This window comes from Salinicoccus sp. RF5 (assembly GCF_020786625.1).
GTDB lineage: Bacteria > Bacillota > Bacilli > Staphylococcales > Salinicoccaceae > Salinicoccus.
Window position 1 is genome coordinate 41,753 of sequence record NZ_JAJGRC010000004.1, and the last position, 25,976, is coordinate 67,728.

At 49.5% G+C, this 25,976-nt stretch carries 23 protein-coding genes and 2 tRNA genes; 20 read left to right on the top strand and 5 right to left on the bottom strand.

What is annotated here, in order from left to right; genetic code table 11:
- Positions 1-136 precede the first annotated feature (136 nt).
- From hutP to LLU09_RS11160, 17 genes are all read left to right on the top strand, one after another.
- Entirely contained in the window at positions 137-580 is a 444-nt protein-coding gene (hutP, locus tag LLU09_RS11080) for a histidine utilization transcription antiterminator HutP (RefSeq protein WP_040106968.1), read from the top strand.
- A gap of 102 nt (positions 581-682) precedes the next feature.
- Positions 683-2,191 carry a histidine ammonia-lyase gene (gene hutH / locus LLU09_RS11085; protein ID WP_228311789.1) on the top strand — a complete coding sequence of 503 codons (1,509 nt, stop codon included), beginning with the start codon at positions 683-685 and terminating at the stop codon, positions 2,189-2,191.
- Positions 2,184-3,860 (top strand): urocanate hydratase, encoded by a 1,677-nt coding sequence (gene hutU, locus LLU09_RS11090; protein WP_228311790.1) that lies wholly within the window; start codon positions 2,184-2,186, stop codon positions 3,858-3,860. Before hutH ends, hutU begins: the two co-directional genes overlap by 8 nt.
- Complete coding sequence (gene hutI / locus LLU09_RS11095; RefSeq protein ID WP_228311791.1) at positions 3,857-5,089, top strand: imidazolonepropionase; 1,233 nt, start codon at positions 3,857-3,859, stop codon at positions 5,087-5,089. The genes hutU and hutI overlap by 4 nt, the downstream gene beginning before the upstream one ends.
- Positions 5,090-5,375: 286 nt before the next feature.
- Positions 5,376-6,653: a serine--tRNA ligase gene (gene serS, locus LLU09_RS11100; protein ID WP_228311792.1), complete on the top strand. Its 1,278-nt coding sequence runs from the start codon at positions 5,376-5,378 to the stop codon at positions 6,651-6,653.
- Between the two features lie 63 nt (positions 6,654-6,716).
- A complete protein-coding gene (locus LLU09_RS11105) occupies positions 6,717-7,637 on the top strand; it encodes a DUF2232 domain-containing protein (protein WP_228311793.1) in 921 nt (306 codons plus the stop codon).
- Between the two features lie 5 nt (positions 7,638-7,642).
- Positions 7,643-9,619 carry a DHH family phosphoesterase gene (locus LLU09_RS11110; RefSeq protein WP_040106973.1) on the top strand — a complete coding sequence of 659 codons (1,977 nt, stop codon included), beginning with the start codon at positions 7,643-7,645 and terminating at the stop codon, positions 9,617-9,619.
- Positions 9,616-10,062, top strand: a complete 447-nt coding sequence (gene rplI, locus LLU09_RS11115) for a 50S ribosomal protein L9 (protein WP_040106974.1) — start codon at positions 9,616-9,618, stop codon at positions 10,060-10,062. The genes LLU09_RS11110 and rplI overlap by 4 nt, the downstream gene beginning before the upstream one ends.
- A gap of 39 nt (positions 10,063-10,101) precedes the next feature.
- Entirely contained in the window at positions 10,102-11,472 is a 1,371-nt protein-coding gene (gene dnaB / locus LLU09_RS11120; RefSeq protein WP_052443799.1) for a replicative DNA helicase, read from the top strand.
- Positions 11,473-11,587: 115 nt separating this feature from the next.
- The gene (locus tag LLU09_RS11125; RefSeq protein WP_228311794.1) at positions 11,588-12,874 is read left to right on the top strand and encodes an adenylosuccinate synthase; all 1,287 of its coding nucleotides are present in this window, start codon (positions 11,588-11,590) and stop codon (positions 12,872-12,874) included.
- 120 nt (positions 12,875-12,994) lie between these two features.
- Positions 12,995-13,066: transfer RNA gene (locus LLU09_RS11130), tRNA-Glu, on the top strand.
- A gap of 16 nt (positions 13,067-13,082) precedes the next feature.
- Positions 13,083-13,155: transfer RNA gene (locus LLU09_RS11135), tRNA-Asp, on the top strand.
- A 135-nt stretch (positions 13,156-13,290) separates the two neighbouring features.
- Entirely contained in the window at positions 13,291-13,992 is a 702-nt protein-coding gene (gene yycF / locus LLU09_RS11140) for a response regulator YycF (protein ID WP_040106977.1), read from the top strand.
- Positions 13,993-14,007: 15 nt separating this feature from the next.
- The gene (gene walK / locus LLU09_RS11145) at positions 14,008-15,849 is read left to right on the top strand and encodes a cell wall metabolism sensor histidine kinase WalK (protein WP_228311795.1); all 1,842 of its coding nucleotides are present in this window, start codon (positions 14,008-14,010) and stop codon (positions 15,847-15,849) included.
- Complete coding sequence (locus LLU09_RS11150) at positions 15,842-17,155, top strand: YycH family regulatory protein (protein ID WP_228311796.1); 1,314 nt, start codon at positions 15,842-15,844, stop codon at positions 17,153-17,155. Before walK ends, LLU09_RS11150 begins: the two co-directional genes overlap by 8 nt.
- Positions 17,155-17,931, top strand: coding sequence for a two-component system regulatory protein YycI (yycI, locus tag LLU09_RS11155; protein ID WP_228311797.1), 777 nt, complete (start codon positions 17,155-17,157; stop codon positions 17,929-17,931). The genes LLU09_RS11150 and yycI overlap by 1 nt, the downstream gene beginning before the upstream one ends.
- A 5-nt stretch (positions 17,932-17,936) precedes the next feature.
- Positions 17,937-18,725: an MBL fold metallo-hydrolase gene (locus LLU09_RS11160; protein ID WP_483314033.1), complete on the top strand. Its 789-nt coding sequence runs from the start codon at positions 17,937-17,939 to the stop codon at positions 18,723-18,725.
- A gap of 286 nt (positions 18,726-19,011) precedes the next feature.
- On the opposite strand, the gene LLU09_RS11165 is transcribed toward LLU09_RS11160, so the two are convergent.
- Positions 19,012-19,656 (bottom strand): hypothetical protein, encoded by a 645-nt coding sequence (locus tag LLU09_RS11165; protein ID WP_228311798.1) that lies wholly within the window; start codon positions 19,654-19,656, stop codon positions 19,012-19,014.
- Between the two features lie 104 nt (positions 19,657-19,760).
- Between LLU09_RS11165 and rlmH the strand changes: the two genes are divergently transcribed.
- The 3 genes from rlmH to LLU09_RS11180 all read left to right on the top strand — a co-directional run bounded on the left by rlmH (position 19,761) and on the right by LLU09_RS11180 (position 21,936).
- Entirely contained in the window at positions 19,761-20,240 is a 480-nt protein-coding gene (rlmH, locus tag LLU09_RS11170) for a 23S rRNA (pseudouridine(1915)-N(3))-methyltransferase RlmH (RefSeq protein ID WP_094907306.1), read from the top strand.
- 134 nt (positions 20,241-20,374) lie between these two features.
- Entirely contained in the window at positions 20,375-21,010 is a 636-nt protein-coding gene (locus LLU09_RS11175) for a TVP38/TMEM64 family protein (protein WP_228311799.1), read from the top strand.
- A gap of 299 nt (positions 21,011-21,309) precedes the next feature.
- Positions 21,310-21,936, top strand: coding sequence for a hypothetical protein (locus LLU09_RS11180; RefSeq protein WP_228311800.1), 627 nt, complete (start codon positions 21,310-21,312; stop codon positions 21,934-21,936).
- Positions 21,937-22,443: 507 nt separating this feature from the next.
- Here the strand turns inward: LLU09_RS11180 and LLU09_RS11185 are convergent.
- The 4 genes from LLU09_RS11185 to LLU09_RS11200 all read right to left on the bottom strand — a co-directional run bounded on the left by LLU09_RS11185 (position 22,444) and on the right by LLU09_RS11200 (position 25,964).
- A complete protein-coding gene (locus LLU09_RS11185; protein WP_228311801.1) occupies positions 22,444-23,487 on the bottom strand; it encodes a C45 family autoproteolytic acyltransferase/hydrolase in 1,044 nt (347 codons plus the stop codon).
- Positions 23,488-23,630: 143 nt separating this feature from the next.
- Positions 23,631-24,716: a sensor histidine kinase gene (locus LLU09_RS11190; protein WP_228311802.1), complete on the bottom strand. Its 1,086-nt coding sequence runs from the start codon at positions 24,714-24,716 to the stop codon at positions 23,631-23,633.
- On the bottom strand, positions 24,703-25,386 hold the full coding sequence (locus LLU09_RS11195; RefSeq protein WP_228311803.1) for a response regulator transcription factor: 684 nt from the start codon (positions 25,384-25,386) through the stop codon (positions 24,703-24,705). The genes LLU09_RS11190 and LLU09_RS11195 overlap by 14 nt, the downstream gene beginning before the upstream one ends.
- A gap of 38 nt (positions 25,387-25,424) precedes the next feature.
- Complete coding sequence (locus tag LLU09_RS11200; protein ID WP_228311804.1) at positions 25,425-25,964, bottom strand: TlpA family protein disulfide reductase; 540 nt, start codon at positions 25,962-25,964, stop codon at positions 25,425-25,427.
- Positions 25,965-25,976 lie beyond the last annotated feature (12 nt).

Sequence of the window (25,976 nt, forward strand, 5' to 3'; positions counted from 1 at the left end):
GACAGTCTCTGCGCAATAAACCCCCGACCAAAAGGCCGGGGGTTTATTGCGCTTTTTAAATGAAAGCGCTATAATATGAGTAGTCATTAGTGAATCAGATAAATAACCATAGATGGATTTTTAAAGAGGTAGATCAATGAATCCGAATCAACAGCGTGAATTTGGAAAGTATGCGACACTCGTCGCTTTATTGGGCGCCGGTACAGCAGGTGAACTGATGCCGGAGTACGCGTCCTTCAAAGTGACTACAGGGAAAGTCGGATCGATGGATCTGAAGAAGGTCATCTCCTCTGTGGAGACGGCGGCAAAACGCAACCAGCTGATCGATGGGGAGATGTACCGCGAAACACATGCGCTCTACCACGCCATCATCGAAGCGGCTGAAGGTGTGACGCGCGGCAAACTGAGTGTGGGTGAAGTCATGCGCACTGTAGGCCTCTCCTTCTCGGTCGTCAGGGGACGTCCGTACCCCGAGCATGAGGAGGGCGAATGGATCGCCGTATGCTTCTATGGCACCATCGGTGCACCCATAAAAGGCAAGGAGCACGAGACGCTCGGCCTTGGCATCAACCATATCTAGAAATAATCGAATAATCATGTCACAGACATCAGCTATTAGAGACACTGAACATCCCGAAGGGATGGCTGTGTCTTTTTTTAATGCTCAAAGGAGGCGTAAATTATGACAGTTCTAACACTGACCGGTGAGAACCTGACAATCGACAGGATGAAGGCATTCCTTGGCGATGACAGGAGTAAGGTCGAAATTTCAGAGGCAGCTTATCAGAAAGTGCGTGAATCAAGAAGGACCGTTGAAAATATAATAGATCAGGAAAAGACGATCTATGGCATCACAACAGGATTCGGCCTGTTCAGTGATGTAAGGATTTCAGGGGATAGGACGACCGAGCTGCAGGTCAACCTCATCCGTTCCCACTCATGCGGCGTAGGCAGGCCTTTTGCGGAAAAGACGGTGCTGACGATGATGGTGCTGAGGCTCAATACCCTGCTTAAAGGACACTCCGGCGTCACGGTCGCACTGGTCGACCAGTTGAAGACCTTCATCAACCGCCGCATCATTCCGAAAGTGCCGGAACAGGGATCACTCGGCGCTTCAGGTGATCTTGCCCCACTCGCCCATCTGGCGATCGCGCTCATCGGTGAAGGGGAAGTATTTTACGAAGGGCGTCTGCGGCCCTCATCCGAAGTGCTGGAGGCGCTCAATATCCAACCGCTGACGCTGGCGGCGAAGGAGGGGCTGGCACTGATCAATGGTACCCAGCCGATGACGGCCCAGGGCCTGATCAATTATATCGAGGCCGAAAAGATCATGGACGACAGCATGTGGATCGCCGCCCTCACCCATCAGGCACTGAATGGCATTACGGATGCGTTCAATGAAAAGGTGCATCTGTCCCGGGGCTACAAGGAACAGGTGGAAGTGGCCGAGAGGATGCGGGAGCTGCTCGAAGGATCCCAGCTGACGACACGCCAGGGGGAGGTCCGGGTCCAGGATGCCTATTCACTCAGATGCATCCCGCAAGTTCATGGGGCCTCACTGCAGACACTCGCCTATGTGAAGGACAAGCTTGAAATCGAAATGAATGCCGCCAATGACAATCCACTGATCTTCGGGGAGGAAGAAGTGATTTCAGGCGGGAATTTCCACGGCCAGCCGATTGCGATTGCGATGGATCTGCTCAAGATCGGCGTCAGCGAAATGGCGAACATATCCGAACGGCGTATCGAACGGCTCGTGAATCCTGCGCTCAATGGAGACCTCCCGGCCTTCCTCAGCCCGCAGGAGGGGCTTCAGTCCGGGGCGATGATCCTGCAGTATGCAGCAGCGAGCCTAGTATCCGAAAACAAGACACTCGCCCACCCGGCGAGCGTCGACTCCATACCGTCGTCTGCCAACCAGGAAGACCACGTCTCCATGGGGACCATCGGTGCCCGGCATGCACGGGACATCATCGAGAATGTCAGGAATGTGCTGGCGATTGAACTGTTCATCGCATTGACGGCCGTCGAGATCAAGGGAGAGGACAAGCTGTCCCCGGAGACACGGGAGAAATTCGACACATACAGGGGGCATGTCGCCTTCATCAGCCAGGACCGCAATTTCAGCAAAGATATAGAAATACTATCGGATGAACTCAAACAAATCAAAGGGGTGGCAGAATATGTCTAAAAAGATCACTGCTAGAAAAATCACTGCAAAAAAAGGATTGGAACTGGAATGCAAAGGGTGGGAGCAGGAGGCTGCCCTCCGGATGCTCTACAACAACCTGGATCCTGAGGTGGCCGAGCGGCCCGAGGATCTGGTCGTCTATGGCGGCATCGGTAAGGCGGCAAGGAACTGGGAGGCGTTTGAAGCCATTGAGGAGACACTGCGTACTCTCGAGAAGGATGAGACGATGCTGATCCAGTCCGGTAAGCCGGTGGCGGTCTTCCGGACGCATGAGGAGGCGCCGCGCGTCCTTCTGTCGAACTCGGTGCTTGTGCCGAAATGGGCCAACTGGGACCATTTCAACGAACTGGATAAGAAAGGTCTGATGATGTACGGTCAGATGACCGCCGGCAGCTGGATCTATATCGGTTCACAGGGTATCGTCCAGGGGACATATGAGACATTCGCCGAGCTTGCGAACCAGAACTATGATGGCACGCTGCGCGGGACGATTACCCTCACTGCCGGACTCGGCGGCATGGGGGGCGCCCAGCCGCTTGCCGTGACGATGAACGAAGGGGTCGCGATATGCGTGGAAGTCGACCCGACGCGTATACAGAAACGCATCGATACACGTTACCTTGATACACAGACGGATTCGCTGGATGAGGCTCTGAAGATGGCCGAGGAAGCACGGGATAAGGGGGAGGCGCTCTCCATCGGACTCCTTGGCAATGCTGCTGAGGTCCATCATGAAATTTTGAGGCGCAAGTTCAAAATAGATGTGGTGACCGACCAGACGTCCGCCCACGATCCATTGAACGGCTACGTCCCTGAGGGATACAGTCTGGAAGAAGCGGCGGCCCTCAGGGAATCCGACCCGATCGAGTATGTCAAACGCTCATCCCGTTCTATGGCGAATCATGTGGAGGCGATGCTCGAGTTCCAGAAGAACGGCTCCATAGTCTTCGACTACGGCAACAACATCCGGCAGGTCGCATTTGATGAAGGGGTGGCGGACGCCTTCGACTTCCCTGGATTCGTCCCGGCATATATCCGTCCCCTCTTCTGTGAAGGCAAAGGGCCTTTCCGGTTTGTTGCATTGAGCGGAGATCCGAAGGATATCGAAGCGGCGGACCGGAAGATGCGGGAACTGTTCCCGGAAAATGAAAAGCTGCTCCGTTGGCTCGATATGGCCCAGGAGAGGATCGCCTTCCAGGGATTGCCGGCGCGGATCGCATGGCTCGGCTATGGTGAGCGCGCGAAAATGGGGCTCGCCCTGAATGAAATGGTTGCGAACGGCGAAATATCGGCACCGGTCGTCATCGGGCGTGATCATCTCGACAGCGGTTCGGTAGCCAGCCCGAATCGGGAGACGGAAAGCATGAAGGACGGCAGTGACGCGGTCGGTGACTGGGCGATACTGAATGCGCTCGTCAATACGGCAGCAGGCGGGTCCTGGATCAGCGTCCACCACGGCGGCGGTGTCGGGATGGGCTATTCCCTGCATGCAGGCATGGTGGTCGTTGCGGATGGTACAGAAAATGCACAGCGCCGCCTTGAACGGGTGCTGACGAGCGATCCAGGCATGGGCGTCGCAAGGCATGCCGATGCGGGATACGACATTGCGATCGATACAGCCAAAGAGAAAGGCGTCAACATTCCAATGCTAAAGGAGAATCAGTCATGAACGATATCATCATCAGAAACATCAAGTCACTCATCCTGCCGAAGAAAAGCGATGGGCCACTCAAAGGCAGGGAGATGGATGAACTGGAAATCGTCGATCAGGCGATGATCGTCATCAAGGATGGCGCGATCGTCTACAGAGGAAAAGAAAATGATGAGCATGAGGCATCGGAGATCATCGATGCCGGTGGCATGATCGCCTCCCCTGCCCTCGTCGACCCGCATACACATGTGGTGCACGGCGGGTCACGGGAACATGAAATGGCGCTCAAGCGCCAGGGTGTCGACTATCTGAAGATCCTTGAACAGGGCGGTGGCATACTGAATACCGTAGAGCAGACGCGGAAAGCGACACATCAGGAGCTGCTGGACAAGGCATCCAAGAACATCACACGCATGATCCAGCATGGTGTACTCACTGTCGAAAGCAAGAGCGGCTACGGACTGGACCGTGAAAACGAATTGAAGCAGCTTGAAGTTTCCCGGGAAATATCCAAGAAATTCCCCATTACAATGCGCCACACCTTCCTGGGACCGCATGCGATTCCGAAAGGTGCTGATGGGGAAGCATTCCTGGATGAGATGATCGATCTGCTGGACGAGGCGAAGGATTATGCCGATTTTGCGGACATCTTCTGCGAGACGGGCGTCTTTACGATCGAGCAGTCGAGGAGGTATATGGAAGCCGCGAATGAGAAAGGGATGCGGGTCAAGATCCATGCGGACGAGATCGATCCGCTCGGCGGCCTCGAGCTGGCCATAGAGCAGGGTGCCATCAGTGCAGACCACCTTGTCGCCGCAAGCGATGCTGGAAAAAGCATGCTTCAGGACAGTGGCACGGTAGCGGTATTGCTGCCGGGCACGACCTTCTACCTTGGAAAGGACCAGTATGCCGATGCCCGAGGCATGATTGAACAGGGCGGCGCTGTAAGCCTGGCGACCGACTACAACCCGGGCAGCTGTGTGACGGACAACCTCCAGATGATCATGGCGATCGCGAGCCTGAAGTTGAAGATGACACCGAACGAAATCTGGAACGCCGTGACGGTGAATGCGGCCCACGCCATCGATGCAGAGTCTGGCACACTGGAGGCGGGTGACCGCGCGGACATAGTACTTTGGGATGCGCCGAACCATGAATACATCCCCTACCACTATGGCGTCAACCACGCACATACGGTAATCGCTGAAGGCAGGGTCGTATATGAACGTCCGGGCCTCACCCTATAGGCGAAACCTTGCATTTTCAGGATATTCATAATAGAATGGTAGCAAGCTGAATATCAGCCGCTTGAAGGAAACAGTAGTGTTCCACCTGTCTCCAGAGAGGCCATGGATGGTGAAAATGGCCACAGGGGAATATGAATTTCCATCCTTCGACAAGAGTGGCCGGTACCCTGTACCGTTAAATTGATGAGATGATGCTTCATGCATCAAATTAGGGTGGCAACGCGTATACCACGTCCCTTTCCGGGGCGTGGTATCTTTTATTTCTATAAACATGGAGGTTAGGCTTATGCTGGATATCAAACTGATTCGCAATGAGGTTGAGAAGGTAAAGGAAAAGACGCAGAAGCGTGGGGTGGATCCTGCAATAATAGATGAGATACTGGAGCTCGATGAGTCCAGGAGAAAGCTGATCCAGGATACTGAGGAGCTCAAGAAGGAGCGCAACAGGGTTTCCGAGGAGATCGCCCAGAAGAAGCGCAACAAGGAAAATGCAGATGAGGCCATCCAGGCCATGCGCCAGGTCGGGGAGGACATCAAGGACATCGATGCACGTCTCAATGCCGTCAAAACGGATTTCGAAGACAGGATGAGCCGTGTGCCGAACCTGATACATGATGATGTGCCTGAAGGTGCGGACGATACGGAGAATGTTGAAATACGCAGGACGGGGGACCCGCGCCAGTTCGATTTTGAACCGAAGGCCCACTGGGACATCCTTGAGGATCTGGAGCTTGCCGATTTCGAACGGGCAGCGAAAGTATCCGGTGCCCGCTTCGTCTACCATACCGGTGACGGCGCCCGCCTGGAACGCGCCCTGATGAACTTCATGCTCGATGTGCACAATAAAAATGGCTACAGGGAGATGATGACGCCGCAGATCGTCCGTGCCGAAGCGATGTATTCCACAGGCCAGCTGCCGAAGTTCGAAGAGGACCTCTTCAAGATCGATGGCATGGAGATGTACACGATCCCGACTTCAGAAGTCACCCTGACGAACTTCTATAAGGACGAGACGCTGGAAGATGCACAGCTGCCGGTGAAATTCACTGCCCAGACTGCCTGCTTCAGAAGCGAAGCCGGTTCCGCTGGAAGGGATACACGCGGCCTGATCCGCCTCCACCAGTTCAATAAAGTGGAGATGGTGCGTGTGGAGCGCCCGGAAGATTCCTGGGAGGCGCTCGAAGAGATGACCACCCATGCTGAAAACATATTGAATCTGCTCGAGATACCGCACCGTACAGTGCTGCTGTGTACAGGGGATATCGGTTTTGGCTCTTCCAAGACGTATGATGTGGAAGTATGGCTGCCGAGCTATGACGACTATAAGGAAATCAGCTCAGTCTCCAACATGACGGATTTCCAGGCCCGTCGCGGCAACATCAAATTCAAACGTGAAAAAGGGGCAAAGCCCGAGTTCCTGCACACGCTGAACGGCAGTGGACTTGCTGTCGGCCGGACGATGGCCGCCCTGCTTGAAAACTATCAGAACGCAGACGGCTCAGTGACAATCCCTGAAGTGCTCAGACCGTATATGAGTGGTCAGGAAAAGCTTGAAGCGTTATAATAAACAGTACTGGATGCTCCTATTCGTTTAGGAGCTTTATTTTATGGTTGGAGGAGTGGAAAATTGGATAAAAAAGTATCAATGCTTCAACTGATGCTCGTATTGCTTGTGGTGTTCCTCTTCATCACACTTACCGACATCAGCCTGATTTTCGGTGCGGTATTGCTGCCGTTCGCCGTGTATTTCCTTGTCGACCTGAAACACCGGTCGAATTATCATTTCTGGCTGACGTTCATCAGTTTCCTCATACCTGCAGTCCTGCTCCTGGCACCGGATGCATGGCTATGGTTTGTGGTATTATATATAGTGACTGCAGTAGTGCATGGCACGCTGAAAAAAGAGGTGTCGCAGGAGCTCACGATCTTCTATGTGACATCTGCACTGATGCTCGGCATCATTGGCGGATTGAACCTGCTGCAGGGGCTCGGATTCATCCAGCCCCTCTCGAACATCTACCTGGACTTCCGCAACTGGTACATGGAACAGATTGAAATGTACGGCACGCTTGCTTCATCCACATTCGATGCTGATCTCATGCGGGCGTCCATGGACCAGATATTCATCAATCTGCCGGCCTATGTCACGGTGATTTCGTTCATGCTTGCGCTCTACACTGTGCTGATGCAGCGTGTGCTGCTCAAATCATCATCAATCAAGCTGTGGAACTATCGTTCATTCAAGGATTGGGCCTTTCCACGCTTCATCCTATATTTATTTTTGATTCTGTTTATAGTATCATTTCTTACAACTGAGGGGACCGCTACCCAATCCACGATAGGCAACGTTCTGTTGGTGCTTGAGTGGGCGCTCTACCTCCACGGTCTCAGCTTCAGCTACTTCTTCTTCAGGGAGAAGAACCTGAATATGGTGCTTTCCATACTCCTGCTGATTCCATTGGCGATACTGAGGCCGCTCACCCTGCTGATCGGCATATTTGAAATGATCTTCAGGCTAAGGACCCTACTACTCATGAAAAGGAAGTGACGGGAATGTATAATGTGCTGGACAAGAAAATGGTCTTCATACCGTTTGCCATCGCAGCATTTCATATTCTGGTGATGAATATATTTGTGCTGACGAACCATTTCAGGATCGGCCTGCTCTTCCTGATCGTAAGTACCATTCTCATGACACTTCTATTCATGTACCTCTACCGCTCTTTTGGCATCAATGAAAACAGATTCCGCCAGATGGTGGTGGATATTGCGGGAAGCAAGCAGTATGCCATTGATGAATTGCCGATGGGCCTCATCATATTGAATGATGATGATGAAATCGAGTGGATGAACGACTATATGTGCAATGAAATCTCGAGAGATAATATGAATGCACCAATCAACCGTCTTTTCCCGAACATCATGACGACACTGAAGGCGAATAACATCAGTACGACAGAATCGACATATAATGACAAATATTATAAAATCTATTGGGATGAAAAGCACCAGGCGCTTCATCTCATAGATATCACGAACCAGCGGAACCGCGAGACGGAGCTTGAAGACAAGCAGCCCGTCCTCGGCATCCTTTTCCTCGACAACTACGATGAAGTGACGCAGAACATGAGTGAAGCGCTTAAGAGCGAACTCAACAACAGCATCACGAACACGCTCAATGAATGGGCCACCCGTCATCATATATATATCCGCCGATTTTCACAGGACCGCTTCATCATCCTGCTGAATTCGAGGAGCTTGAAGGACATCGAGTCGACACGCTTCAACCTGCTCGATGAAGTGCGGGACCGTTCGCAGGAACTTGGGGCTCAGATCACCCTGAGCATCGGCATCGGGGAAGGCTCCGACGACTATATAGAAGTCGGTGAACTGGCCCAGTCGAGCCTCGACCTCGCGCTTGGCCGCGGCGGCGACCAGGTGGCCATCAAGGCGATGAACGGCAATGCCAGGTTCTACGGCGGAAAGACGGATCCGATGGAGAAGCGTACACGTGTGAAGGCGCGTGTCATCTCGCACGCCCTCCGCGACATCCTGCTGGAAGGGGACAATGTGCTCATCATGGGGCACAAGCATCCGGATATGGATTCTTTGGGCTCGGCCATCGGTGTCGCGAAGATCGCTTCGATGAACGGCATCGAGGCGCACATCGTATTGAATGAGGAAGATATAGATGAAACACTGCAGCGCATGATGAAGGAACTGCATGAACGTGAAGACCTGATGGAGATGTTCGTGACTTCAGAGGACGCTTGGGAGAAGATGAATCCGAAGACTACCGTCGTCGTAGTGGATACCCACCGGCCGAGCATGGTGCTCGACGAAGTCATACTGAACAAGGCGACGCGGAAAGTCATCATCGACCACCACAGGCGTTCCGACGATTTCATATCCAATCCCCTGCTCGTCTACATGGAGCCTTATGCCTCCAGTGCAAGCGAGCTTGTGGCAGAACTGCTTGAGTATCAGAATAAGGAGAAGAAGCTCTCCCGTCTGGAAGCGACGATCATGCTTACAGGCATCATCGTGGATACACGGAACTACACGCTCCGTACGGGATCACGGACATTCGATGCTGCAAGCTTCCTGAGAAGCAATGGGGCCGATCCGGTCCTTGCACAGACCTTCCTGAAGGATGACATCGATACGTACATTGCGAGGAGCGACCTGATCAAGTCGGCTGAAATCAGGGATAACGGCATCGCCATCGTCAAGGCCGACCAGTCCATGACCTACCACCCCGTCACCGTCGCCCAGGCGGCCGACCAGCTGCTGCAGATCGAGGGCGTCCAGGCCTCCTTCGTGATGGCCATACGGGAAGACGAATCCATCGGCATTTCTGCGCGCTCATTCGGTGAGATGAATGTACAGCTTGTGATGGAAGCCCTCGGCGGGGGCGGCCACCTCTCCAATGCAGCGACGCGTGTAACTGACAAGACAATGGATGAGCTCTACGATGAGCTCGTCGATGCGATAGAAGAAATACTTTATAACAGGAGTGAAGCGGAATGAAGGTAATTTTTCTGAGTGACGTCAAGAATAAAGGCAAAAAAGGCGAAGTGAAGGAAGTCGCTACAGGCTATGCACAGAATTTCCTGCTCAAGAAGGGGCTCGCAGAAGAAGCGACACCGGGAAACCTGAAGAAGCTCAAGGAACAGCAGGACCAAGAAGCGGAAAAGGCCCAGCAGGAGCTGGAAGAAGCGAAGGCGCTCAAGGAAGATCTGGAGCAGAAGGAAGTCGAAGTCAAGACGAAGTCTGGTGAAGACGGCCGCCTGTTCGGTTCAATCAGTTCAAAACAAGTGGTGGAAGCATATGAGAAGCAGCATGGCATCAAGCTGGATAAGAGGAAGATCGACATGTCCCAGCCATTGAAGAGCCTTGGATATCATAAGATGAACGTGAAGCTTCATCCCGAAGTCCATGCAGAAATCAAGGTGCATGTTATTGAGCAATAGAAGTCCGGGGAGGGATTGATTTTGGATATACATCAGCAGATGCCGCATAACATGGAAGCGGAGCAGTCTGTCCTTGGTGCCATTCTGATCAATCCCGAAATTTTCATTTCTACAGCAGAAACGCTGGAGCCGGAAGATTTCTACCGTTCAGAGCACCAGCACATCTATCGGGCAATGGGCATACTGAGTGAAAATCACCAGAACATCGATGTAGTCACGCTGATCAACCAGCTGAAAAGCATGGAAGTGCTCAATTCAGTCGGCGGCCCCAGATACCTTGCTGAACTCTCCAATGTTGTGCCGACCAGCCGGAACGTCAGTTTCTATGTGGACATCGTAGCCAGATATGCCCTCAAACGGAAGCTCATCCAGACGGCTGAAGAGATTGCGAATGAAGGGTTTTCCGAAGAGGCGGATATCGAAGACCTTCTGACGGAAGCCGAATCAAGGATCATGTCCATCTCGGAAGGACGGCGCAATGAAGGCTTCAAATCGATGAAATCCGTCGTACATGAAGTGTATGAACAGGTCGAGGCACGGGCCGGGCAGACGGATACGACGACCGGTATACCGACAGGCTACCGTGATCTCGACTTCATGACCTCGGGCTTCAACAGGAATGACCTCATCATACTGGCCGCCCGCCCTTCCATGGGTAAGACGGCCTTTGCCCTGAATATTGCAGGGCATGTCGGCACCTCTGCTGAAAAGCATACTGTAGCGATCTTCTCGCTGGAGATGGGGGCCGATCAGCTGGTATCGCGTATGATTTCAAGCCAGGGCATGATCGACGCGACGAAACTGCGTCAGGGGAATCTCAATCATGACGACTGGGACAACTTTACGACGGCGATCGGGAGCCTTGCGGAATCGAAGATATTCATCGATGATGCTCCGGGCATCCGGGTCAACGATATCCGCTCCAAATGCATGCGCCTGAAGCAGGAGCATGGGCTTGATATGGTGATCATCGACTATCTCCAGCTGATCCAGGGGTCGAGCAACAAGCGGAGCGACAACCGCCAGCAGGAAGTTTCCGAAATTTCCCGTATGCTCAAGGCATTGGCACGTGAGATGGAATGCCCGGTCATCGCCCTGAGCCAGCTTTCAAGGAGTGTGGAGACACGCCAGGACAAGCGGCCGATGATGAGTGACCTGCGGGAATCCGGATCGATCGAGCAGGATGCGGACATCGTCGCCTTCCTCTACCGCGAGGACTACTATGTCCGGGGAGATGGCGAAGAGGATGCAGAAGGCGCCCAGAGGGAACAGGACGAGATAGAAATCATCCTGGCCAAGCACAGGAATGGTCCGACGGGGACTGTCAAACTGATATTCAACAAATCCTACAGCAGCTTCTTCGACCAGGACAACAGGGGTTATGACGATGGTTATATCCCACCCAACTAAATTTACGAATGTTTTTATATGACCATTATAAAAACGTTCGTATTTTTATTGCATTCCTCCATTCTTATTGGTAAAATGATTACGGTATTTCAATGAAAAAATTGGGGGCAAACATATGTCTGGAACAGTAGTAGTCGGAACGCAATGGGGCGACGAAGGAAAAGGTAAGATTACGGACTTCCTGTCAGAAGACGCGGATATCATTGCACGCTTCTCCGGGGGAAATAATGCAGGACACACCATCCAGTTCGGTGGCGAAACATATAAGCTGCATCTCGTACCTTCAGGTATATTCTATGATGACAAGATTTCATTGATCGGCAATGGCGTGGTCATCGATCCGATTTCCATCATCAAGGAGCTTGATGGACTGATCGAGCGTGGCATATCGGTGGACAATCTGAGGATTTCGAACCGAGCACAGGTCATCCTCCCCTACCACCTCCTGCAAGATGAATTGGAAGAGGAAGCCCGTGGGGACAACAAGATCGGTACGACGAAACGCGGCATCGGGCCATGCTATGTGGACAAGGTGCAGCGGATCGGCATCCGGATGGCGGATCTTATAGATGAATCCGTGTTCAGAAAGAGGCTCGAAGAGAACCTTGAGATCAAAAACCATATGTTCAAGGCGCTGTATGGCCGTGAAGGATTCACTTTCGATGAAATCTTCGACAGCTACCGTAAGGCCGCGGAGCGCCTGGCACCTTATGTGACGGATACGGCGAAAGTGCTCGATGACGCCTTCCAGAACAAACAGAAAGTCCTTTTTGAAGGTGCACAGGGCGTCATGCTCGATATCGACCATGGAACGTACCCGTTCGTCACATCCAGCAACCCGGTCGCCGGCAACGTCACAGTCGGCTGCGGCGTCGGCCCGACATCCGTCAACAGCATCGTCGGTGTATGCAAAGCATATACTTCAAGAGTCGGGGACGGTCCATTCCCGACGGAACTGTTCGACGAAAGCGGCGACCACATCAGGGAAGTCGGCCGGGAGTACGGTACGACGACCGGCCGTGCACGTCGTGTGGGCTGGTTCGACAGCGTCGTCGTCCGCCACTCAAGACGTGTGAGCGGCATCACCGACCTGTCCCTCAACTCCATCGACGTATTGAGCGGACTCGATACGGTCAAGATCTGTACAGCCTATGAAATAGACGGCAAGGAAATCACCGAATATCCGGCAACATTGGATGCGCTGGAGCGCGCCAAGCCGATCTTCAAGGAACTGCCCGGCTGGAAGGAAGACATCACAGGCGTGAAACGCATGGAAGACCTTCCGGAAAATGCGCGGAACTACCTTGAAGAGATTGAACGCCTGACAGGCGTCAGCGTCTCCATCTTTTCTGTGGGACCGGACCGTAACCAGACGAATCTGCTGAAAGATTTCTGGAGCTAGCAAATATCCTGCGGCGATCTGCCGCAGGATATTTATTTTGTATAAAATCAAAATTTCAGTTGAAAATGAAATTTATATCATGCTATAATAACCTTTGTGTTCAGAGTCACCACCCAACACGGCCCGTTGGTCAAGTGGTTAAGACACCGCCCTTTCACGGCGGTAACACGGGTTCGAATCCCGTACGGGTCACTTTCAATATTATTATGGTCCCGTGGTGTAGCGGTTAACATGCCTGCCTGTCACGCAGGAGATCGCGGGTTCGATTCCCGTCGGGACCGTACATCGAGAAGCTGTCAGCATACTATGCTGGTGGCTTTTTTGTTATGGTTGAATGGAAATGGAATTGGAAAAGTGATACATTTATAATGGATATGAGTATGGAAACTGGCACCTAATGAAAGTGAGGGAATGCAATGCCTAAGAAGATTGTCGTAGTGGATGATGAAAGACCCATAGCGGATATACTGGAATTCAACCTCGAGAAGGAAGGATATGAGGTGCATTGTGCCTATGACGGGAATGATGCACTGGAAATGATACTTGAAGTCGAACCGGATATTGTATTGCTCGACATCATGCTGCCGGGCATGGACGGCATGGAAGTGTGCCGCGAAGTCCGTAAGACGCATGATATGCCCATCATAATGCTTACGGCGAAGGATTCTGAGATAGACAAGGTGCTCGGTCTGGAACTCGGTGCCGATGATTACGTGACGAAACCCTTTTCCACACGTGAACTGATCGCCCGGGTTAAGGCCAACCTGAGAAGGAAGAGCGATGCCGGGACAAAAGAGAAGGAGCCGGAGAACAATAATATCCAGATAAAGGATATCACTATAATCCCCGATTCCTTCGCCATTAAGAAGCATGGAAAGGATATTGAACTCACGCACAGAGAATTCGAGCTGTTCAACTATCTGGCACAGCACCTCTCCCAGGTCATGACCCGGGAGCACCTGCTCGAGACTGTGTGGGGCTATGACTATTTCGGGGATGTCCGGACAGTCGACGTGACTGTAAGACGCCTCAGGGAGAAAATCGAGGCAGATCCCTCCCATCCTGAATACCTCATGACAAGAAGAGGTGTCGGCTATTATATTCAAGGTGACGAATAAAGGAGTTAACTTTTGATGAAGCAGTTTTTAAAAAACCTGCAGTCTCTTCATATAAAGCTTGTGATCATATATGTACTCCTCATCGTCATCGGAATGCAGATCATCGGTCTATATTTTACGAATACGCTTGAGAAGGAACTCACCGGAAACTTCCAGGACAACATCGAGACCCAGGTGAGCCTCATAGATACCAGAATCAATGAGCTCTACACAGAGTATGGAGATGATGGCGAACAGTTCCGTGAAGAGATACAGAATCTGCTTTCCGACTATGGAAACAGACCTGAGATCGAGGAAGTCAGATATGTGAATTCCGATAATGTACTTGTGGCCACAAGCCGTATCTCCAACGAATCGAACATCGGTTCAAGAATCAATGCACCGCTCACCGAAGAAGCTATCACCACCGGCACACGCAACGAGGAAATCTATGTCGATGTCGAGCAGAACCACCAGCGTGTCTGGCTGCTCAACCAGCCGGTCATACAGGACAATCAGATCCTCGGTGCCATATATACGGCTTCCAACATCGAAACCGTCTACCAGCAGCTGGAGGCGATCAACAATACCTTCATCATTGCCACGCTGATCTCACTGATCATCACGAGCATCCTCGGCATATTCATTGCACGGACCATCACGAAGCCCATCACGGACATGCGCAACCAGGCGCTCCTCATGTCTGAGGGGGACTATACATCGCGCGTAAAAATATACAGCAGCGATGAAATCGGCGAACTTGCAGGCTCCTTCAACATTCTCTCGAAGCGCGTCCAGGAAGCGCAGGCGAATACTGAAAGTGAGAAGAAGCGCCTGGATTCAGTCATCACCCATATGTCTGACGGCATCATCGCCACAGACCGCAGAGGACGGATCCGCGTCGTCAATGAGATGGCGCTCGATATGATCGGCATGTCCGGGAAGGATCTCCACGGAGAGGATATGCTGGCGCTTCTGAAGCTGGATGAGGAGATGACCCTTGAAGATATCCAGGAGACGAATGAAAGCCAGCTGCTGTTCCTTGATCATGATGACGAGGAGACGACAATCCGTGTGAGCTTCTCGACCATCGTAAAAGACACCGGATTCATCAATGGCTATATAGCAGTACTTCATGATGTGACCGAACAGGAACGTGTAGATAATGAGCGCAGGGAATTCGTCGCCAACGTTTCCCATGAACTCAGGACTCCGCTCACTTCGATGAGGAGCTATATCGAAGCCCTCCAGGAAGGGGCCTGGAAAAATGAAAAGCTTGCACCGAAGTTCCTGGGTGTGACACGTGAGGAGACGGACCGGATGATCCGTCTCGTCGAGGACCTGCTGCAGCTCTCCAGAATGGATAATGAAGCGGAGGAATTGGAACGTGAAATCGTCGACTTCAACCAGTTCCTGAACCGGATCATCGACCGTTTCGAGATGACGCATAAGGATGACGTGGAATTTGTACGGAACATCCCGGATACGCCGATATTTACTGAGATTGCCATGGATAAGATGGGCCAGGTGCTCGATAATGTCATCTCAAACGCCATCAAGTACTCGAGCAGGGACCATAAGAAAGTGGAGTTCCATGTGAAACAGAACCGCCTCTACAACAGGATGACGGTCCAGATCAAAGACAATGGACTCGGCATACCGGCGAGCAAGGTCGAGCGCATTTTCGAGCGTTTCTACCGCGTGGACAAGGGGCGTGCCCGCAAAATGGGCGGCACCGGCCTCGGCCTCGCCATCTCTAAGGAAATAGTGGAAGCGCATGATGGCAGGATATGGGCAAACAGCGTTGAGAACCACGGCACGACGATATTCATCAACCTGCCGTGTGAAACGCTTGAGGAGGATGATTGGGATGTATAGGGAAACAGCCAAATCCATCATCCTCTTCCTTCTTGTCATCAGCAGTGCAGTACTGACCTACATGGTGTGGAGCTACCAGCCGGAATTTTCACAGGTCGATACAAGCATCGACTCCACTTCCAATATCGGTCAGGGCGAGCCTGTGCCATTCAACAGCGTCATGCGCGCCTATCAGCTCATCTGGGTGGATGGGGACAATGTCAGGGGGACGATAGAGGAAAACGCTGTAGTAGGCGTCAGGGAGTTCCTCGACGGCACCGAAATTGAAGGCATAGATGTCTACAATAATATGGACCGTCTGGATCCAGCTGTGAAGGAGAACGGCGATGAGGAATTCCTGATCGTCGACTATCCATCGGAAATGCCCTCCAAATCCCTTTTCCAGGTGCTTGGCTTCACATATGAAGGTACCCTGCCCGACTACAGTTTCGACCGGATTGTAGTGGACATCGCCTCCCCGCAGGTGACCTTCTATCTGTTGAATGAGGCACTCGACCGGGTGGCAGTCGCCCAGACTGATATAGACAGCGCCTACCTGCTCTCCATCGTCGATGAGTACGAGACATCCTTCGAAGCCTACACACCCATCATCACCAACCAGCAGACATCGAATAACAAGACAGCGATATATGGTCCGGATGATCCGGGGGAAGTGAGCATAGAGACCTTCCTTTCCACCCAGATCAGTATAGACAACGTCAACTCACTGCTCTTCATGGAAGATGAAGCCAGCGTATCCCAAAATGAAGATGTCTATGTATATGAGGGTGAAAATAACCTCGCAACCTACAATACGGAAACCTATAATTACGTATATACGAACCTGGATGAATCACAGACATCCGATCGCAATCCCCATCAGACCATACAGCGCAGCTTCGATTTCCTCAATTCGCATATAGGACTCTCCCAGGACCATATGCTATTCGACTATGATGAAGAAGGAAGCGAGTCAACCTACCGGTACACGCTGAACGGCTATGCCGTGTTCAGTGATGAGATTTCACATACCATCACCACCAAATATGGCAGCAATGCCCTGTTCGAATACGAGCGTCCCCTGCTCTACATCAACGCGCAGGTCCCGAGTGAGGAATCGAAGGCACTCACCCGCCTTGAGGATGTACGGTATCAGATTGCCTTGAATGAGGAGATCGATCTGCAGAAGGTGTCGAAAATCACCATCGGCTACGATATGCGCTTCTCGGACTCCCAGACGGAGCTCAACGTGGTGGAATTCGTACCCGAGTGGTATGTGAAATATGATGGCGAATGGCTGCGGTTCAATGAAGGGGGGCTGGAGTAGTGGATTGGAAACTGACCAAGTCGTTATACATCCTTGTCTTCCTGCTCATCAATGTCGCCCTTCTGATGATGTACTACAATAAGCAGCAGGAGGACATCGAAGAGATTGAGAATACTCCTGGGGTGCTTGAAGAGACGGATATTGATATGAGCCAGCTTCCCGAACATCAGCCCGAAAAGCTGAATATACTCACTGGAGAAAAATTGGACTTCAATGAAGTCGACGAAATTTCTGATGATGAGGTTGAAATCACCAACAGCGGCCATATCATCCATGAGGAATTCGACGCCGGGGACGATCCACCCGAGATGAGGGTCGATGCCCTCCAAAGGCATAAGAACGAACAGGTTTACAGAGGCGGAAATTATAAGTATGATGATGTAATGAGTAACGGCACTTCTGCGCTCTTCAACCAATACTACGGTGAATACCCCATCTTCAACTACGAAGGGGCCCGTGTGATATACAGGGGGGACGGCACTGAAGCCATGGAGTATGAGCAGGGATACATCACCAATCTGCGTGAGAACAGCTATACTTCCCCGATCGCCGTCAGGAATCCAAGACAGGTGGTCTCTGATCTCTATGGACGCCAAAGGATATCCGGAGAAGCGGTGATAGAGAATGCAAGACTCGGATACTACATCATCCTGAGCGATGATGAGCAGGTGCTCTTAAGACCGAAATGGGAGCTCAAGATTACAGACCAGGGTGTCGAAAAGATGATTTATGTCGATGCCATCAGTGAAACAGAAGATATTATCGAAAGTGAGTGACAGTAATGAAGATGAGCGTGTTAGCCAGCGGTTCCACCGGGAACAGCACGTATATAGAAACTGAAAAAGGCAGCCTGCTCATAGATGTGGGCCTCTCCTGCAAACGTATAGAGGAGTCGCTGAACACATTGGATACTTCCCTGAAGAACATCGATGCCATCCTCATCACCCATGAGCACAGCGATCATATAAAAGGCCTCAAGGTGATCTCGAAGCGCTATGGCATCCCCATCTATGCCAATGAGAAGACATGGCAGCGTATAGAGGCCAAAGACATAGAAGTCCACAGCGACAAGAAGTTCCACTTCAATCCATTGGAGGAGAAGGAACTGCTCGGTATGGATGTACAATCCTTCAACGTCTCCCATGATGCCATCGATCCGCAATTCTATACATTCATGAAAGACAACAGGAAGCTGTCGATCATCACGGATACAGGTTATGTATCCGACCAGATGAAGGGCATCATCAAGGAAAGCGACTGTCTCGTGTTCGAAAGCAACCATGATGTCGATATGCTCAGGATGGGCAGATATCCATGGGTGACCAAGCAGAGGATACTGTCAGACGTCGGCCACGTTTCAAACGAGGATGCTGCCCATGCCATGCGTGACGTTATAACCGACCGTACAAAACGTATATATCTCAGCCATCTGAGTACAGACAACAATATAAAGGAACTGGCAAAGATGAGTGTGGAACAGGTGTTGAACCAGTATGACATCGATACGGATAACCATGTAACGATCAGTGATACTGATAGGGCCATACCAACGAAGATATATCAGATATAAAAAGTTATCCACATAAATGTGTGAAAACTCTGTGGATAAATAGTCATAAATGTTAGTAAAGTATAAAAATTGTGGATAAGCAAGCAGTCAGTCGTGTAAAACTGGCTGTTTTATTTATATTTATGTGATTATAATGAGTAAAGAAAAGTAATATGCACGATTTATGCGTAATTATCCGTGGATATGTTGAAATCTTGTGGATAACTATAAATGCATGCATAAAAATAGATGAACCACTGTGAATAACTTCACTGCAGTTCACCTTTGATATTGTGGATAAGCCGGATCAGCCAGCCGTCCTTTCAGCAAAAATGTCTTTGACCCACTTCTCATCAATTTCGCTGTTCCTGATTCCTTCTTCATCGCAGCACATCTCACCATAAACAGTGAACGTGTCATCGGTATATTGGTAGACGAAAGGCACGCCGGTCTTCTCGTAGAGATTCTTCATCAAGTCTGCAACCACACTTGATGAGGTCGAAAATGAAATTTCCAGTTTTTCCTCGTCAACGACAGTATCTATCGCATTCCCCTTTGTATTCCAGTGCGCATTCGCCCACTCGAAGAAATCAGGGTAGCCATGTTCCATGATATTCTCATAATATTTCTGGCCCAGGTCGATGCGTTCCTCCGCCACCAGAATCTGTTCCTTCTCCTGGGCAGCAGCCTGTTCAATGATATCCTCGACGTTCGTGTAGTGCTTATCCTCAAGATTCTCAATAAGCGCCGCCTGATCGTCCCTATCGAGGGTATTATAGTAAGAACCGATTGCCGCATCCTGATAGGGGATATGCTCCACCTTCAAGGCGTCCGGTATAGGTTCAATCGAATTGAAGTCAAAGTCCCTTCCATCTTTAATCGCGTAGTCGACGATTTTACGGAGATCGTCCTGGCTTCGGAATTTCAGTATACTGTAGGTTGTGTTTGCCATATGATCACTCCCTTCTCACTTTATGGATATAAAGTTACTTTAATTATTTAACAATTCAGAATTATAGTCAAGTTATTATGGCTCGTACAAAAGGATGATTTGAAATGAAAGTCACATTGATTAGTGTTGGAAAATTGAAGGAAAAGTACTGGAAACAGGCAGTCGAGGAATATAGAAAGCGCATCAGCGGCTATGCAAAGCTCGAACTCATCGAGATACCGGATGAAAAGGAACCAAACAATGCAAGTGCAAAGGATATCGAAATCATCAAGGAGAAGGAAGCTGAAAAGATCCTTTCCAAAATCAAGGACGGCCAGCATGTCATCACGCTCGAAATAAAAGGCAAAGCGTTTACCAGTGAAGGACTCGCAGAAGAGTATCAGAAATGGATGAACACCGGAAGGAGCGATCTCGTATTCATAATCGGCGGGAGCAATGGCCTCGGGGAAACCGTGCGCAGGCGTTCCGACCAGGCAATCAGTTTCGGCGCCCTCACCTACCCACATCAGATGATGAAAGTCATGCTGCTTGAACAGATATTCAGGGTGAATAAGATCATCAGGAATGAGAGTTATCATAAATAAAGACTCATCATATGATATTAGAATTGAAGAATAATATTGAATGAACACCAGACATGTTTCAAATCTGAGCCAAAGGGGGAGAATCTATGGCTTTGGACAAAAATCGCACCGTCATCTTACGTTTACGTTCGATTGTGTCGTTGATTATCCTGATCGTATTGGGTGCATTTTTGTTATGGGCGGTTTTCAACCTGGACCTGCCTGAACCAGAGGAGATGCGGGAGATCATCCTTGGCTATGGCTGGGCCGGCTTTTTGGTATTCCTGGGTATTACAGCAGCAATTGCCATCACCCCCATCCCCATAACGGTGCCTGCCCTGGTGGCCGGCTCACTTTATGGTCTGATCATAGGAACACTGCTCTCAGTTTCTGGAGTGATGCTCGGTTCCTGGATCGGCTACTGGCTGGCACGTGCCCTGGGTCAACGCCTCACCTTCCAGCTCCTGGGGAGCCATGGTTCCCTTGTAGAGAGTTATCTCCGCAATGCGGGATTCTGGGCAATGTGTACTGTGAGGCTTATGCCTGGCCTGCCATACTGGCCGGTGAATTATGGTGCTGGAGCTTTGGGTATAAAACAGTATGCATTCATATCCGCTACTCTTCTGGCTTCCATCCCCGGGCAGGTTTCCCTTGTGGCTTTAGGTGCCTTTGCGACCAATCCGTCGATATTCCGCGGCGCGATAGTGATTGTAGCGTGGATTGCGGTAGTGGCTCTAACCTGGGTCTCCTACCGTTATTGGAGCCGTACAAAGCGTCATAGCAATAGATGAATGACATTTTAGTCATTAATCGTAGTTGTAATAGGATGCAGAGAAGTGATCACCTTCTAAACTAAGGTAGTGGGGTCTCAAGTCATATGCAAAATAATGAATAAAAACAGCTATAAGTCATAGGTAAACGTGATTTAAGTTCTCTTTTTGTAAGTTTAAACAGGATTTAATCATACTTATTAAATATATGAGAATATCGAACCTAATTTTCGCAAGAGATAAATATCATTACCGTAGGACACACCACAGTTTTAATAAAAGATAATGTTAAATTATCGGAACGATTAAGGGGGGATAGTATGGATATTGAAAAATTAAAGAAGCAATATAAATTTATGATACATCATTTATATAAAGAGCTAAATATGTACAGAAGAGTGAATAATAAATATCGAATTCATGCTGAAATTAAAAGGAAAAAATTTAAATATAAATTATATGAGGAGTTCAGAGTCCAATCTTTATACAGAGCTTCTAAATTGTATAACATAATTGGTGATATGCAAGGTAAAAGTGTTTCATATAAACTTCTAAGAAATAAAATTAATAAAAATACTGATTATATTCTTACAAAAACAACTGAAACTGAGAACTCTTATATTAATAGTTTTAAAAACCAAAGAAACTGGGCACTCCATTTTTCAAATGCAGAGTTTGAAGCAGAATTAGAAATAGATCCTGAATACTTTAATCATCACAAAATAATTATATCAGAACCTAAATTTGTAGATTATAATGTATACTTTAGCTTAATTCAACACAACTGGAGTGAAATCAATAAAGCTAAAATGGTTCTGGAGTTAGCTATTAAAGATTATGAAATCTTGTTCGGTCAAAAGCCGGTATTTGAAAAAAGTAAGGTTAATACTATGGATTTAACATGGTTAGAGAAAAGTGTGAAATCTTTTAAATACTCAAAAAAGTGAACTGAGTATAAAAACTTTCTTATCGAATAATGTTATAGAGAAGCTTTTACGATTAATAATTAACTAAAGTTTCTAGTATTACTAATATACGTAGAAGCTTGAATTTATCTTATAAATTCAAGTATAGAAGATATCATGAAAGGTTTTTCATATTATTAGTAACAGAAACATATTACCCTTAGATGGTTTCAAAGATAAATTTCATTTTGTCATAGGTTTTCTAACCTATAAATGCTAAAACTCATAAGTAAATAAATAATAGATGGATTTTCAACTTCCATAACCATATGAACCGAGTGTTCTCTATACTTGACCACGCTCGTTCTCAATGGTGCCATGATTTGGCCTAGATCTTCAGGAGAAATTGTGTATACATAAAATGGAATTTTTCAATTGAGGGCACATTCGTATTGTTACATGGCGGACCTATTAAGATAATGGAAATTAGGTATTGAGCTTATCATATTAGTAATGATGACCGAAAATTCATAGCTGAAGGTCCTCCCTCTACCCCATATTGACGAACGGCCGGTGGTAGTCGAGCATCCCTTTGATCTGCCTGACGTTGACGTTCTCCCCTTCTAGCCATTTGTTGAAGTCAAAGATGACCGGTTCCTTATCGGGACCTATCACATACCATGCTTTCAGCTCCTTTGGAAAATAGACGGAAGTGTGTATCGTTCCTGCTGAAGCATCATATTTGTTGGAGAATACCCCATGTGCCGGATCGTTCATAACTTTGAAGGCTTCATAGGGATTGGCGGCACGCTGCTGCTCATTTTGGATGGTCTGCTCCCGCTGGCGTGTTTCTTCCTGGCGGTATCGGTTCTCCTCATCGAGCAGATGGAAATGGTTCGTACATACATTGGATTGCCTGACGGCGACTTTCCTTGGAGAGGCTTCAACAACGTAGGACGCCCCTTCAGCATCGAGAAGGATATAGCTGAAGGAATGCCTATGCGGGAGCTTTTCCAATAGGGAAATGGCCTCCTCAGCGTCTGCGCATGTTTCCAGTATGAGCCGGCCGATCATATTGCATATGAAACCATCGCCGGAATTCTTACTATGGGTGAAGTTGTATCCCATCACGAGACCCTTTTCATTCATACCGTCTATCCGTCCGGTTATCTGCATGGACGGTCCAATTACGGCATAGCCTTCATCGGTCGGATCATAAAATGTATACCGCCCTTCGTATCCACGTGGATGGCTGTCGTAGTTTCGGACCATGAAGTCGGAATCGGTGAAGATTGAACAGCCGCTGCGGATGTATTCCCGATAATAGCCGCCGAACAGACGGAAGGCCTCATCCATATCCATTTCCAGTGCATCGGCAAGGCCATCTATTTCTTCCAGTATGGCTGGCGCAACTTCTGAGATGACTGATATGAATGCCTCTGGGTTGATCAGGAAATGACGGTTTCTCCGGGATGCCCACTGCTTTTCACGATTGGGCAGAATCGACGACTCTCTAAGCTGTTCGCCTTGGAAGAAGCCGAAGTCATAATGGCTCCCTCTATATTGAATGACATCACTGTAGAATTTCTTCATTGTCTCTCCGCCTTTATAAATATCCGATTTATTCACTTCACGCGTCAATGCATGATGAAATGATGGATAGTGTTGAAGTACATAATTATATCTACCCAATACGATGCATTACTAAAAAGAAGCCTCCACGGAGGCTTCTTTAACTATTCTATAGGCAGTGTAAACCAGAAAGTATTGATGCCCTTTTCTGAATGGACTCCGACCCGGCCATTGTATTTGTCGATGATCTCTTTGACGATTGCGAGGCCAAGGCCGCTGCCGCCCGTCTGGCGGCTCCTGGAAGTATCAAGACGGTACAGGCGTTCAAATATGCGTTCTTTTTCTTCCTCGGGGATGTGGGGTCCAGGACTGCTGACTGATACGTGATAGACGGTTTCCTGTATTCGGCCCCTCACTTTTATTGGTGAGCTGCCTTGATGATGGTTCAATGCGTTGTCGATCAAGTTGGTCATCACCTGCTGCACACCATCAGCGTTGAGCCTGAATGTGCAGTCCTCAGCTTCTGTTATCAATGAGATGTTTCTCCGCTCCACCTGCAGTCGGAACATGTTGGTACATTGCTCCATCAGTTCGGCAATGTTTCTGACTTCATGATCGGCGTAATGGTTTGAAGTGATTTCGCCCCATTCCTTCAATAATTCCATCTGCTCAGTCATCTCGGTTATCCTTCTTGATTCATTGAGCAGGGCATCGTACAATTCGGCATCGCCGTCCATCACGCCGTCCCTGAGCGCCTTCAGATAGCCGTTCAGGTTTGTCAGCGGCGTCCGGAGTTCATGGGATAGATCAGAGACCAGTTTATTGCGGTCTGCATCATTTGATTTAAGCTGCTCGACTAGGCCGTTGAAATGTTCCGCAAGCTCTCCTATCTCCCCTCTGGCAGTGAGGGATACGGGTTCCGGATATTCTCCCCTCTTCATCTGCTTGGTGGATTCAATGAGCCTTTGGACAGGATTGACCAGTTTCTTCGTGACATAGTACTGGAGAAGGCTGCCGGCAAAGATTGTTGTTGAAATAAAGATGAGCAGGTAGTTGAAGAGGACGGAGTTGAACCGTGCCTGCTGCATGTCATTCAGGTCTCCCATCGAGCCGACCAGGGCACAGGCTGTATTATAGATGGCCAGCCCGCTCAGCAGTATCGCCGAAGTGATTACAATGATGTTCAGCGTGGACAGTCTCCACAGAAAATCCTGCGGTATGATTTTCTTGAGGATGCTACTGAGTGACAAATTTATACCCCATTCCCCGCACGGTCTGTATGCGCTGCGGATTGGAAGTGTCCTCTTCGATCTTTTCGCGCAGCTTCTTGATGTGGGCGTCGACTGTGCGGTCCATCACGGAAGTTTCCGCATTTGGGTACAAGTGTGAAATCAACGTCTCCCTGTCATGGATGACATTCGGGTGCTGCATGAAGAAATACAGCAGATTGAATTCATGTTTCGTCAAGGGGATGTCAGCATCATAGAGCTGCACTTCCCCCTTGCGCGGTTTAATGCACAATCCACCGTGCACAATCTTTTGACAGAACTGGCCGGTGCGTCTCAAAACCGCTTCGACATGGGCGACGAGTTCCTCCGGTTCGAAAGGCTTGGTGATATAGTCGTCTGCCCCCATTTTGAGACCTTCGATCTTATCGCTGGTCCGGGATTTTGCAGAAAGCATGATGACGGACACTTCATTGCGCTCCTGGGCGCGCACCCATTGGAAGAATGCTTCCCCGCTCACTTTCGGGAGCATCAGGTCGAGGATCACAAGGCAGGGATGTGTATTCAGGAAAACCTGTTTTGCCTCTTCCCCGTCAGCTGCCTCCACTACATCATAGTGATGCTTTTCAAGGTTGATCTTGATGAGTCTTCTGATCATATCGTCATCTTCGACAACGAGAATCCTCTGTTTCATATTGGACACCTCATAATCATTCCACAGCAGAGGAATGGTCAATTTATATTGGATAGCTCTCTCTGCATAATATCATAATTGATGGCGCCTCTTGCTGTGAACTGTATTTTCCCATCGGAATCGACGATATAAGAAGTCGGGTATGCCTGTACTTCGTACATTTCGGAGACGATTGAGTTCTGATCCATCGGTACCGGGAACGTCAGTCCCAGTTCATCAATGAAGTCCTGTACACCTTCCTCGCTCTGCTCGGATTCAGTCAGATTCACAGCCAGAATCTCTACATCCTCAGCTTCATAGAGCTTTTGAAAGTCGGGCATTTCCGCCCGGCACGGTGGACACCAGGTGGCCCAGAAATTGATGATCACCGGCTGCCCCCTGAATTCAGACAATCTGGCTTCCTCCCCTTCGAGCGTCGTCAGCAGAAAGTCGGGTGCAGTCTGTCCTTCTTCAAGTCCGACATCCTCAGATTCGTTCTGCTCGCTTATTTCCGTTTCCTCGGAAGCGCCTCCGATATATTCATAGACTGCCCATCCGACCATTCCTACAACCAAAATGATAAGTATAATCTTCTTCATTAAAAAATCCTC